Origin of the sequence: Pedobacter duraquae, from assembly GCF_004362245.1 — a bacterium.
In the GTDB taxonomy this organism is placed as follows: domain Bacteria; phylum Bacteroidota; class Bacteroidia; order Sphingobacteriales; family Sphingobacteriaceae; genus Pedobacter; species Pedobacter duraquae.
Genome location: NZ_SNWM01000001.1, coordinates 699922 through 712645, shown reverse-complemented (window position 1 = coordinate 712645; position 12724 = coordinate 699922). Strand labels below are relative to the sequence as shown.

Here is a 12724-nt window from a genome sequence, read left to right as displayed (position 1 = left end):
AAAATCAAAACTAGAAGTAATTGGGAGAAATGTAAAAACCGTATCATTTTTTCTATCGTATGTGCCATTATACAAATTACAATACCTACCAAAAAAACTTAAATTTTTAAACATTTACCTATGAAAAACTTAAAACAAGAAGAACCTGAAATGTTGCAGCAAAGTGGCAGCATTTTGGATGCTAGCTTACGCCGCAGATCTTTTTTGCAATATACAGGTGCCGGTGCGGCTGGTATCGCATTACTTGCAGCAGGATGTAGTAAAGACCGTGGATTCACCAGTACTGATGGTGTAAATTTAGGCAGTGATGATATCGGTATTTTAAATTATGCGTATGCATTAGAGCAACTAGAAGCTGCTTTTTATATTCAGGTAGCAGCCACTCCTTACACAAATATTAATGCGGCTGAACTTGCTTATTTTAAAGATATCCAGTTTCATGAAATCGCACACCGCGAATTGTTTAAAAGTGCGCTGGGCACAAGTGCTATTCCATCGCTGGAAGTTAATTTTTCAGCAATCAATTTTACATCAAGAGATAGCGTGCTTGCAACCGCCAAAGCATTTGAAGATTTAGGAGTGTCTGCTTATAACGGTGCAGGTTACTTATTAAAGTCTGCAACCTATTTGGGATTAGCTGGTAAAATTGTTTCTGTTGAAGCGCGTCACGCTGCTTTCATCAGAGAGATCATTTCTCCAAATTCATTCTCGAATACAGAAGTAGTTGATGCTACAAATGCACTGGATAAATCACGTACACCATTGGAGGTACTTGCTATCGCTGGAGCATATATCAAAACTAAAATTAACGCAAGTAATTTACCAACCTCTTAATCTGACCTACCATGAATATTATCAACATATTAGACGAAATTGAAAAAGTGGATGCAGACGTATATGATCGTTTAAATCCAAGAAGAGCTGCAATGAAGGATTTCTTCAGCGTAGGGAAAAAAGTTGCAGCTGCTTCAGTACCCTTCGCGATAGGTGCGATGTTTAAAAAAGCATACGCTCAATCTGCCCCATCTGATGCGATCGTGGGTGTTCTACAATTCGCACTTGCACTTGAACATTTTGAGTATGCGTTTTACGTAAGAGGTTTTAATGAGGCCGGTTTTAACGGTACATATGCAGCGGCAGATAAAACAGCGATCGGTATTATCCGCGATCATGAGGCTAATCACGTTAAATTCTTGCAAGGTGTTTTGACAGGCGCTGGAAAAACACCTGTTACACCTAAAACGTATGACTTCACCGCCGGCGGTACTTTTCCAAATACGTTTGCAAATTATCCAACTTTTCTTGCAGTAGCGCAAGCATTAGAAGATACAGGTGTTCGCGCATATAAAGGTGCAGCGCCAACGTTAATCCGACAAAGTGTATATCTGACTGCAGCTTTGAATATTCACTCTGTTGAGGCACGTCACGCAGCTAAGATTAGATATATGCGTTTATTAAACGGGCATTCGACAACTGTTAAGCCTTGGATCTCGGGTAATGACAATACTACAGGTACTGCAGTAGCTGGAAATTACGCTGGAGAAGAAATTGTAATGCAGGCTGGTTTAAATATTACTGGAATAAATGGAACAGGAGTTACTGCCGCAGCAGCTTCAGAATCATTTGATGAACCGTTAACTCCAGAACAAGTAACGGCTCTTGTTAAACCATTTGGTGTTACTTTCTAGAATTTTTGTTTAGGTTTAAGATAGGGGACAGGAAGTAATTCCTGCCCCCTTTTTTTATGACTAGTAATTGATAACCTGCTCTTCCAGTTCCATAGGAAGATCTCTATAGTTATATTGTTGACCACGGAGTTGAGGCTCAAAACCCGCCTCCCGGATTGCATCCTGGATTCCTTTTGATGTGAAGCGATGCGGGGCGCCGGCAGCTGAAACAACGTTTTCTTCAATCATTATAGACCCGAAATCGTTCGCTCCTGCATGTAAGCATAACTGTGCGGTTGCTTTCCCTACCGTGAGCCAGCTCGCTTGTATATTTTTGACATTTGGTAGCATAATGCGGCTTAATGCAAGCATTCTGATATATTCATCACCAGATACATTATTCTTGATCCCTCTAAGTCGTTTTAATAAAGTGCCATCATCCTGGAATGGCCATGGAATGAAGGCAAGGAAACCTTTAGCATGCTCAGGCTTTTCACTTTGCACTTCTCTGATCCAAACCAGGTGTTCAAATCTTTCGTCGATGGTCTCTACGTGGCCAAACATCATTGTCGCCGATGTGGTGATATCCAATTGATGCGCGGCACGCATAACATCCAGCCATTCCTGTCCACCGCATTTGCCTTTAGAGATTAATCTACGGACTCTATCATTCAAAATTTCCGCCCCCGCTCCAGGCAGAGAATCCATGCCAGCAGCTTTCAATGCACTCAGTACCTCGGTATGTGATATGCCTTCCAATTTAGCAACGTGAGCAATTTCAGGTGGACCTAAAGCATGAAGCTTGAGATCCGGGTAAAGTCCCTTTAGTTTTGCAAACAGTTCAGCATAAAATTGTAATCCCAGATCGGGATGGTGGCCACCTTGCAACAGCAACTGATCTCCGCCCAACCTAAATGTTTCTTCAATTTTTATTTTATAGGTTTCTATATCGGTAATGTAGCTTTCATCATGTCCCGGTCTTCTAAAAAAGTTGCAGAACTTGCAGTTTGCAATACAAACATTGGTGGTATTTACATTCCTGTCAATCTGCCAAGTCACTTTACCGCTGGGAACTTGTTTTTTCCGAAGTTCATTTGCAACAAAGGCAAGCTCAGCAGTGCCGGCATTGTGATATAGGAATACGCCTTCTTCTTTACTAAGAAAGTCGAATGCGAGTGCGCGCTGTAGTAAATCTGCAGTATTCATACTGCAAATATACCATATCTTCTGTTGTTTTTATTTCACCAGATTATCACATTTCCGCTAATCATATCCCTATATTTGCGCCGAATATTTTTTCGATTTATGGTAGATTTTAAACGTTTCACATTGGCTAATGGCCTTCGCGTTCTTGTTCATGAAGATGATACCACGCCTATGGCTGTACTGAATTTGCTGTATGATGTAGGCGCAAGAGATGAAGACCCTGAGCATACAGGCTTTGCGCATTTGTTTGAGCACCTGATGTTCGGCGGATCTGTGAACATTCCTGATTATGATCAGCCGTTACAACGCGTAGGCGGCGAGAACAACGCTTTTACAAGTAATGATATTACTAACTATTATATCACACTACCCGCTAATAATATAGAAACTGCTTTTTGGTTGGAAAGTGACCGCATGCTGAGTCTGGCATTCTCTGAAAAGAGTCTCGAGACCCAGAGAAATGTTGTTTGCGAAGAATTTAAGCAAAGATATCTGAATCAGCCTTACGGAGATGTTTGGCTCAAGTTAAGACCACTCGCTTACACGATACACCCCTATCGCTGGGCTACAATAGGCCAGGACTTGGCCCAGATCGAGAATGCAAAAATGGATGATGTAAAAGCTTTTTTTAAAAAGCATTATGCGCCTCAAAATGCGATTTTAGTTGTTGGTGGGAATGTGGAATTTGAAGATGTTCGATTGCTGGCAGAAAAATGGTTTGGATCAATTCCAGCCGGGGAAAGGTACGTTCGTGAGCTTCCTGAAGAACCTTTGCAAGAAGAAGCACGAACACTGAAAGTTCAGGCTGAAGTGCCCTTAAATGCAATCTATATGGCATTTAAAATGCCTAGACGAAGCGACCCAAGTTACCAGTCTTACGATCTTATGGCAGATATTCTATCGCAGGGGCAGTCATCCAGGCTCTATACCAGTTTGTTAAAGGATCAACAGCTGTTTAGTGATATACACGCATACATCACAAGTAGTCTTGATGAGGGCTTATTTCTCATAGAAGGGAAACTTGTGGAGGGTGTATCAGTTGAAGCAGCGGAGGCCGCTATCTGGGTAGAGCTTAACAAGTTAAAAAATACCGCCGTAACTGATGATGAACTTACAAAAGTGAAAAATAAGTCGGAGTCTATTATGGTTTTTGCTGAGATGAATCTACTGGACAAAGCCATGAATCTTGCTTACTATGAGCTGCTCGGTGATGCCCAGTTGCTTAATATCGAGATCGACAAGTATTTAGCGGTACAATCGGCAGACATTATGGCTATTGCACAACGTACATTTATTCCCCAACAATGTTCTACCCTCTATTATTTAATTGCTAAACATGCTTGATCGTAAAAAAGAACCTGCTTATCACCAGGTTGATAATATTAATTTTATTGAACCACATAAACAACAATTGGACAATGGTGTTCCTGTTTTTACCATCAACGCAGGGAATCAAGAGTTGGTGCGTATAGAGTTCATTTTTGAAAACGTAAATTGGAATGTTAGCAAGCCTTTACAGGCTATCGCTGTAAATCATTTGATCAACAATGGTACTCCTGATTTAAATGCCCAACAGATCGCAGAGCGTGTAGACTATTATGGTGCATTTCTGCAAACAGAATATGGTGCTGACCAGTCTACAATAAAACTCTACACCCTTAACAAACATCTCGCAGAGGTTCTGCCTGTTGTCAAATCAATCCTCACTTCCAGTATCTTTCCTGAGAAAGAACTTTCGATTTTTATTCAGAATCAGCGTCAATCTTTACAGGTTAGTCTTCAGAAAAATGACTTCTTGGCAAGAAAATATTTTGCTAATACCATTTTTGGTGATTCTGCTTATGGCTCTAATATTGAAATGGCTGATTATGAAGCAATCCAGCAAAGTGATCTTCTCGATTATTTTAAAGCTGCATATGCCCCTGAGAATTGTACTATTTTTGTCGCTGGAAAATTCGAAAATGAGGAGTTTCTTGTTTTGAATCAAATATTTGGTCGGGAATGGGGAGCGTCGTCAGGATCTTTCCGTAATCACTTTGTTTTTAACGAGAATACTAAAAACGATCTTTTTATTGACAAACCAGATGCTATACAGTCTGCAATCCGTATGGGCTGTTTGGGAATCAACAGAACAGATGTTGACTTCCCGGGTTTCCAGGTTTTGAACTGCGTGTTGGGGGGTTATTTTGGTTCACGGTTAATGGCAAATATTCGTGAAGATAAAGGTTACACTTATGGTATAGGATCCGCCGTCGTATCTTTGAGAGACGCTGGTTACTTTTTTATCGCTACTGAGGTTGGATCCGACGTATCGGTATCGGCTCAAGAAGAAATAGAAAAAGAAATTATATTACTTCGATCAGAATTAATACCAGAATCAGAGCTCGATCTGGTGCGGAATTATATGCTCGGCGCTATGCTTGGGAGTTTGGAAAACGCCTTTTCACATGCTGATAAATTCAAAAATGTATACTTTTCTGGTTTGGACTATTCATACTATCAGAAATATATTCATACTGTTAAAAATATCAGTGCGGTAACCTTGAAAGAGCTTGCTATTAAATACCTCGATCTCGACTTTTTTACAAAAGTTATTGTGGGTAGAAAATAAGGCATATACCTGTGCAACTCCAATATTTAAAACTTAAGTATACTAACCCTGTTATAGGGTGAAATTTAAAATTATGCCCAATAAAGTATTAGCGCCGCAATCATTTATTTATAAAGTAAACCCTGATCTTGGTGAACTTGACTGGAACCATATTTGTGAGTTGTTCGCCAGTGTTAACTGGCGAACACGGACTGCTGAAGAACTGAAAAAAGCCTTTAGCACTGGATCCTGGAAGATTTTTGTTTATAAAGACGATCAGCTGATCGGATTCGGTCGGACGATAGATGACGGAAGGTATTATGCGATGCTTGGCGATGTGATTGTAGATCCCGACTTTCAAGGGCAGGGATTAGGTAAGGAGATCGTAAATAGACTGAATGCATTGCTTCAGGATTATCATTTCGTTACCCTCACTGCGGCACCAGGTAAAGGAGACTTTTATACCAGTTTGGGTTGGAAAAAACAAACTACTGCCTATATCTGGCCCCAAGGCCCGAAGCAATTACGCCAGCACACTGCAGAGGGGTAACCCATTGTCAGTTTTGCGTTAAAATCAATTCCGTTTGGTGATTTATTGCGTAATGTTAAATATTTGCGTAATTTTGCCCGGCAAATAATAACTCCTAAATTATTTGCTATGCAACTCGATCCCCAAAAATTTATTGCCGAAGGACTAACATACGACGATGTATTATTAGTGCCTGCTTATTCAGAAGTTCTGCCCCGTGATGTGGATACAGGAACTTTTCTGACTAAAAAAATCCGACTAAATGTACCTATTGTATCTGCCGCTATGGACACCGTGACCGAGGCTGGTTTAGCAATTGCGATAGCTCAGGCGGGAGGTATTGGCATGTTGCATAAAAACATGACTATTGAACGTCAGGCTGCTGAAGTTCGTAAAGTAAAACGATCAGAAAGTGGTATGATTCAAGACCCCGTGACTCTGAGCGAGGATTCGACTGTTGCCGATGCTTTCAAAATCATGAAAGAGTTTAAAATTGGTGGTATTCCTGTTATTGATACTGATAATAAACTTGTTGGTATAATCACAAACAGAGACTTGCGTTTTCAAAAAAACATGCAACGTCCTATTTCGGAGGTTATGACCCGCGAAAACTTAATAACGGCATCTGAAGGAACTACCTTAATGCAGGCTGAGGAAATATTACAGGATTACAAAATAGAGAAACTCCCGGTAATTGATGCCAACGGAAGATTGGCAGGACTAATCACATTTAAGGACATTCAAAAATATAAAAACTATCCTAAAGCCTGTAAAGACGAACATGGAAGACTTCGTGTTGGCGCAGCGGTAGGGGTAGCAGCAGATAATATCGACAGGGTGGCCGCACTTGTTGAGGCTGGTGTTGATGTCGTAACTGTAGATACTGCTCACGGGCACTCCAAAGGTGTTATAGATATGGTTATATCCATAAAAAAACGTTTTCCTGATCTTCAGGTTATTGCTGGTAATATTGCTACAGCTGATGCAGCACGTGCGCTGGCAGAGGCTGGTGCAGATGCTGTCAAAGTTGGAATAGGACCAGGGTCAATTTGCACAACCCGTATCATTGCAGGTGTAGGTGTACCACAGTTATATGCTGTTTACGAATGTGCACAAGCGTTAATCGGTACAGGTATTCCAGTTATTGCAGATGGTGGTATCAAACAGACCGGCGATATCGTTAAAGCAATTGCAGCAGGTGCGAGTACAATTATGGCAGGTTCACTTTTTGCAGGTGTTGAAGAGTCGCCGGGTGAAACCATAATCTACGAAGGAAGGAAATTCAAGTCCTATCGCGGAATGGGATCAGTAGAAGCTATGCAACATGGCTCTAAGGATAGATATTTCCAGGATGACGAGGATGTGGTAACTAAACTGGTTCCGGAAGGGATTGTAGGACGTGTTCCTTACAAAGGAACCCTGTCTGAAGTTATCTATCAGTATATTGGGGGATTAAGAGCAGGTATGCACTATTGCGGCGCTGCTACTATTGATGATCTCCAAAAAGCAAAATTTGTACGTATCACAGCGGCGGGAATGCGCGAGAGTCACCCTCACGATATCTCTATCACCAAAGAGGCACCAAATTATTCACGCTAGTTGACTTGGGATATATCATGAAAAAGACCTTTTGCTATAGCAAAAGGTCTTTTTACATTAAAAGATAGTTTAACGACTTGTTGAAATTATTACACCTGCATAGAGGTCTATCATTCTAAAGCCTAGTTTTTGTAATGCTAACTTAAAGCAATATGGGGAAACGTTATACACTCAACTGAAATCAGTTTACTAAAACTTAGTTTCCTTTTTTTTGTAGTAATATCAGGATAAATCAAGATTATGGAAAAAATGATTCAGGCGCTTTTCAATACTGAAACAGACGCTTTCAAAGGACTACAAGCAATACAGCAGTTAGGACTTACTAAAGATATATCAATCGGTGAAACTTATGTGTTGACAAAAGATCTGGACGGTAACACCGCGATCAGGTCTGCTAAAGATGAGGCTGAAGGCTCAGGAGCTTTAGGAGGTGGCCTCATAGGTGGCCTGATTGGATTGCTTGCAGGTCCATTAGGTCTTATCGTGGGTGTAGCAGGCGGCATGTTAGCCGGGTCAGCCGGGGAGACATTAAGAGCCGAAAGTGTGTCCGACTATCTTGACGTAGTGTCGGAAAAAATTCCAAATGGGAAATCTGTACTTGTGGCGCATGTGTGGGAAGATTGGGAAACGCCCTTAAATAGTGTATTGCTGCCAATTACAACAGACGTGAGCAGGTTTAATCTACAGGATGACATCTATGTTCCGGCACAAACTGAACTTGACAAAATTTCTGCTGACATAAAGACAGCCGAAATTAAGTTTTTGGAAGCGGAGGGAAATGAGAAAGCGGATTGGAATGAAACTTTAGAAGCGCTTAGATTAAAGCGTGAACAATTACAACGCAAACTTAATTCCAACTACGATCAACAGGAAAAACAATATCAATTGTGGATAAACGAACATCGCAGCGATAGTGTAAGCGATGAGGAAGTCCAGGAGCGCGCGTCAAAAAGATTAGAAGCACAAAAAGCCAGATTGGAACAATTGAAAAATAGTAAATAATCGATATCTATTGAATATCAGGAATTTTAGTAGACTGACATTTGTTTTTCTGGCATCATAATTACTGGTGTATGTTTAAAAATTAAAAGTTCAAAAAAATATAATATGCTTAAGTGGAATGATGTAATTAAAATGGCTGATCAGGGTACTCCAGCACCTGATCATACCGTGGTGAAAACTGATGCTGAATGGAAAGCACAGTTAACCGAAGAAGAATATCAGGTTACGAGACTCAAAGGAACCGAGCGTCCATATAGTTCGGAAATGTGCAGTCTTTTTGAATCGGGCCTGTATAGTTGTGTATGTTGCGATACCTTGCTATTTGATGGTACAGAAAAATTTGAATCTGGAACAGGATGGCCTTCTTTTACACAGCCTGTTAAAGAAAACGCCGTTGCCTATGTTGGCGACAATACGTATGGAATGCGAAGGATCGAAGCTGTATGTAATACCTGCAAAGCACATTTAGGGCACGTGTTTCCCGATGGGCCAGCACCGAGCGGGCTGCGGTATTGCATGAATGCAGTATCACTGAAAAAGGTAAAAGAAAACGTTTAAAAGATTTAGCATTCGAAAAACACCTTATCTGGCAAAACCAGGTAGGGTGTTTTTTTTTAAAAACGGATGTCTGTTTTGTTGACCTGATTATTTAACTAAATTAGCTCCGTTATAAACTTACGCTAATGAGCTCAAAATTAACCGCGCTATGCGCCCTGTTGCTGGTATTCGCCAGTTGTGCCGAAAAGAATGATGATAAAGTAAAAACCGTAGATCAAAATGGCTCTGTCGAGATGAAAGTAGGCATTTCACATCTAAATGATTCATTGGATATCATGAAAACGGAAAACATTTTTTGGATTAAGGGAATGGCAGTTAAAAAGGTAATTAGATTGGATACAATACCTTCACTGGGCAGTACAAAAGAAGTTGCAGAAAATACCAAAGGCGACGATACTACCGTGACGATAAAAAAGAATTACCAAATATTTATTACGGTCAAATAGGATGAAGAAGTCAAAAATAGTTTCTTTAGTACTTATCACGTCTGCCCTCGCAGGCTGTAATAAACCGAAGCCAAATTGGGATAGTAACGAAGTCTACATGCGATCAGACTCAACTGCAAACTACACGCATACGCAAGGAGCACATATTCCTTTATTTTTATGGTACTACGCATTCAGGCCCTACGGCATGTTTTACGGCAATAGGTATCACCATGCAGGTTATTATTCCGGTGGTGTTAGCCGACGGTCTAATGTAGGGCGTTCTGCAGCAAAGAGTGCAGCTATTAGGGGCGGCTTCGGCGGTTCACATTCATTTTCAGTATCATCATAATGGAAAGGAATTCGATTTATGCCAGAAATAACTGGCAAACAGCTGTAGAAAAGCTTGGTTTTGGTTTTCATACGGCCGAAATTCCATACTGGAAAGAAGATGCCTGCTATGAGTTTACTTTGGCTGAAATTACACTGATCGAAAAAGCGACTGCTGAACTTTGGGGAATGTGCCTGGAGGCAGTTCAACATATCATAGACCATCGGTTATATCCTTTATTTGCTGTTCCTGAGAGTGCTGTTCCATTAATTGAAAAAAGTTGGAATGAAGATGCACCGGCAATCTATGGCCGATTTGATTTTGGCTACGATGGTAACGAGCTCAAGTTGTTTGAATTTAATGCTGATACACCTACTTCATTATTTGAAGCCGGAATCGTTCAATGGTTTTGGTTGCAGGATTTTGATAAGAGCAAAGATCAATTCAATTCGATACATGAGAAACTGATCGCTTACTGGAAATATCTAAAACCTTATCTGTTCGATGGAACTGTTCATTTCGCCTGTGTCAAACAGTCACTGGAGGATTTGACGACAACCGAATACATGCGCGATTGTGCTATTCAAGCAGGACTTGAGACAAAACTTATTTTCATCGATGATTTGGGTTGGGATGATTCACAGAAAGTTTTTGTGGATATGGAAGATCAGATGGTTAGCAATGTTTTTAAGTTATATCCCTGGGAATGGATGGTCAAAGAGCCGTTCTTTGAGCAAATGCTTAAGCAACAGGAAATGTACTGGATAGAACCTGCCTGGAAAATGCTCTTGTCTAACAAGGCTATACTTCCTGTTCTATGGGAGCTGTTCCCAAATTGTCCATACCTCTTACCTACATACACGGAAGCTGAAAACCCGTTAAAAAATTACGTTAAAAAGCCACTACTTTCAAGGGAGGGGGCAAACGTCCAGATCGTCAGGGGCGATTTTATTACTGCCCAAACAAAAGGGATTTACGGTGCAGAGGGCTTTATTTGCCAGCAAATATTCGAAAGTAAATCATTTCATGGTACAACACCCGTGATAGGGTCGTGGGTTATTGGGCAGGAGGCAGCAGGAATAGGCATTCGGGAGTCCAATAAACTCATAACGGATAATACCTCATGTTTTGTACCACATTTAATTAAGGGTTAGCAGTTATCTCGAAATTATGTATAAATTATATTGCTTCTTACTGTTTGTTGCACTATCGACGTTCGTCGCCGCTCAAACAAGTATAATCCCAAAGCCTAAAGAAATGAGTTTCTCTAATCCCGGAGGCAACTTCACTCTTAATTCTGGTACCGCTGTCATTATTAGAAGTACACAGTATCAGTCTTCTGTTGATTACTTGAACAATTACATTCAAAAAAACTTTGGCTTTAAGCTGAAGCAAGAAAGGCAGGCGCCTAAGGGCAAAGGTGTTGTTGAAATTCGAATAAAAAATACTAAATCTGATATTGCGGGCGCTTATATACTAGATATCAATAAAAATGGAATACAGATCTCAGGTGACAGTCCAGCGAGTATATTTTACGCTGTTCAAAGCTTAATACAATTGTTTCCCACAATTAAGGACGCATCGATTATATTGCCGTATCTACATATTGCAGATGAGCCGAGGTTCGCCTATCGCGGTATGCATCTTGACGTAAGTAGACATTTTTTTTCTGTAGCTTTTGTGAAAAACTACATTGATTATCTTGCCCTACATAAATTGAACTATTTTCATTGGCACCTTACTGATGATCAGGGATGGCGGATAGAGATAAAAAAATACCCGAAACTAACGCAGATAGGTGGTTTTAGAAATGGCACGATCACAGGTCATTTTCCAGGTAATGGGAATGATGGTAAAGCTTATGGTGGATTTTATACTCAAGAGGAGATTAGAGATGTAGTTGCGTATGCCGCAAAACGTTATATTACTGTAATTCCAGAAATTGAGATGCCGGGTCATGCATCGGCTGCACTCGCTGCCTATCCCGAATATAGCTGTTTTCCTGATGAAAATACAGAACTTCCGAAAGGTACGATCTGGTCGGGGAGCCAGACGGGCAAGCAGGTTCAGCAGACTTGGGGTGTATTTAATGATGTATTCAATCCCTCCGAGGAAACGTTTGGATTTCTTCAGGATGTGATTGATGAAGTTATTCAACTATTTCCTGCAAAATATATCCATATCGGAGGAGATGAGTCACCCAAAGACAATTGGAAACGCTCCGAATTTTGTCAACAGTTGATCAAAGAACATCATCTAAAAGATGAACATGGCCTGCAAAGCTATTTCGTGCAACGCATGGAAAAATATATTAATAGCAAAGGCAGAAAAATTATTGGATGGGATGAGATACTTGAAGGCGGCTTGGCACCAAATGCTACTGTGATGAGCTGGCGGGGAGAACAAGGTGGTGTTGAAGCTGCAAAATTGAAGCATAATGTTATCATGACACCAGGGGAATACGTTTATTTTGACCATTCTCAAAACAAGCCAGAGGATTCTCTTACTATAGGAGGCTATACAAATATTCAAAAAGTTTATGCCTATGAGCCTGTCCCAAAGGGACTAAATGTTGAGGAAGGTAGATTTATCCTTGGTGCACAGGCCAACTTATGGACTGAGTATATCGCAAATGAAGATAAAGTGCAATATCAGATCTTTCCCAGGATGGCTGCCTTGAGTGAGGTGCTATGGAGTCAGAAATCTAATCGCGACTGGGCAGATTTTGAATTCAGACTAAAACGGCAATTTGCCAGATATGAGTTCTGGGGACTAAACTATAGCAAATTGCCATTCTCAGTTATTTCACCTTGATAA

The 12724-nt window shown here is 40.6% G+C and carries 13 protein-coding genes; 12 read left to right on the top strand and 1 reads right to left on the bottom strand.

Annotation, left to right across the window (positions count from 1 at the left end):
• Nucleotides 1-120 precede the first annotated feature (120 nt).
• On the top strand, nucleotides 121-834 hold the full coding sequence (locus CLV32_RS03170) for a ferritin-like domain-containing protein (RefSeq protein ID WP_133552302.1): 714 nt from the start codon (nucleotides 121-123) through the stop codon (nucleotides 832-834).
• A gap of 11 nt (nucleotides 835-845) precedes the next feature.
• Nucleotides 846-1688, top strand: coding sequence for a ferritin-like domain-containing protein (locus CLV32_RS03165; RefSeq protein WP_133552300.1), 843 nt, complete (start codon nucleotides 846-848; stop codon nucleotides 1686-1688).
• 60 nt (nucleotides 1689-1748) lie between these two features.
• On the opposite strand, the gene CLV32_RS03160 is transcribed toward CLV32_RS03165, so the two are convergent.
• The gene (locus tag CLV32_RS03160) at nucleotides 1749-2873 is read right to left on the bottom strand and encodes a CofH family radical SAM protein (RefSeq protein WP_133552298.1); all 1125 of its coding nucleotides are present in this window, start codon (nucleotides 2871-2873) and stop codon (nucleotides 1749-1751) included.
• A gap of 99 nt (nucleotides 2874-2972) precedes the next feature.
• Here CLV32_RS03160 and CLV32_RS03155 point away from each other — a divergent pair, with 99 nt between their 5' ends.
• From CLV32_RS03155 to CLV32_RS03110, 10 genes are all read left to right on the top strand, one after another.
• Nucleotides 2973-4217 carry a M16 family metallopeptidase gene (locus tag CLV32_RS03155; protein ID WP_133552296.1) on the top strand — a complete coding sequence of 415 codons (1245 nt, stop codon included), beginning with the start codon at nucleotides 2973-2975 and terminating at the stop codon, nucleotides 4215-4217.
• On the top strand, nucleotides 4210-5484 hold the full coding sequence (locus CLV32_RS03150; protein WP_133552294.1) for a M16 family metallopeptidase: 1275 nt from the start codon (nucleotides 4210-4212) through the stop codon (nucleotides 5482-5484). The genes CLV32_RS03155 and CLV32_RS03150 overlap by 8 nt, the downstream gene beginning before the upstream one ends.
• 73 nt (nucleotides 5485-5557) lie before the next feature.
• On the top strand, nucleotides 5558-6013 hold the full coding sequence (locus CLV32_RS03145; protein ID WP_133552292.1) for a GNAT family N-acetyltransferase: 456 nt from the start codon (nucleotides 5558-5560) through the stop codon (nucleotides 6011-6013).
• A 108-nt stretch (nucleotides 6014-6121) separates the two neighbouring features.
• A complete protein-coding gene (gene guaB / locus CLV32_RS03140) occupies nucleotides 6122-7591 on the top strand; it encodes an IMP dehydrogenase (protein WP_133552290.1) in 1470 nt (489 codons plus the stop codon).
• 240 nt (nucleotides 7592-7831) lie between these two features.
• Nucleotides 7832-8593 carry a DUF1269 domain-containing protein gene (locus CLV32_RS03135; RefSeq protein WP_133552288.1) on the top strand — a complete coding sequence of 254 codons (762 nt, stop codon included), beginning with the start codon at nucleotides 7832-7834 and terminating at the stop codon, nucleotides 8591-8593.
• Nucleotides 8594-8698: 105 nt separating this feature from the next.
• A complete protein-coding gene (gene msrB, locus CLV32_RS03130; protein ID WP_133552286.1) occupies nucleotides 8699-9151 on the top strand; it encodes a peptide-methionine (R)-S-oxide reductase MsrB in 453 nt (150 codons plus the stop codon).
• A 125-nt stretch (nucleotides 9152-9276) separates the two neighbouring features.
• Nucleotides 9277-9597 carry a hypothetical protein gene (locus CLV32_RS03125; RefSeq protein WP_133552284.1) on the top strand — a complete coding sequence of 107 codons (321 nt, stop codon included), beginning with the start codon at nucleotides 9277-9279 and terminating at the stop codon, nucleotides 9595-9597.
• 1 nt (nucleotide 9598) lies between these two features.
• A complete protein-coding gene (locus CLV32_RS03120) occupies nucleotides 9599-9928 on the top strand; it encodes a hypothetical protein (protein WP_133552282.1) in 330 nt (109 codons plus the stop codon).
• The gene (locus CLV32_RS03115; RefSeq protein WP_133552280.1) at nucleotides 9928-11061 is read left to right on the top strand and encodes a glutathionylspermidine synthase family protein; all 1134 of its coding nucleotides are present in this window, start codon (nucleotides 9928-9930) and stop codon (nucleotides 11059-11061) included. The genes CLV32_RS03120 and CLV32_RS03115 overlap by 1 nt, the downstream gene beginning before the upstream one ends.
• Before the next feature lie 16 nt (nucleotides 11062-11077).
• Nucleotides 11078-12721, top strand: a complete 1644-nt coding sequence (locus CLV32_RS03110) for a beta-N-acetylhexosaminidase (protein WP_133552278.1) — start codon at nucleotides 11078-11080, stop codon at nucleotides 12719-12721.
• Nucleotides 12722-12724 lie beyond the last annotated feature (3 nt).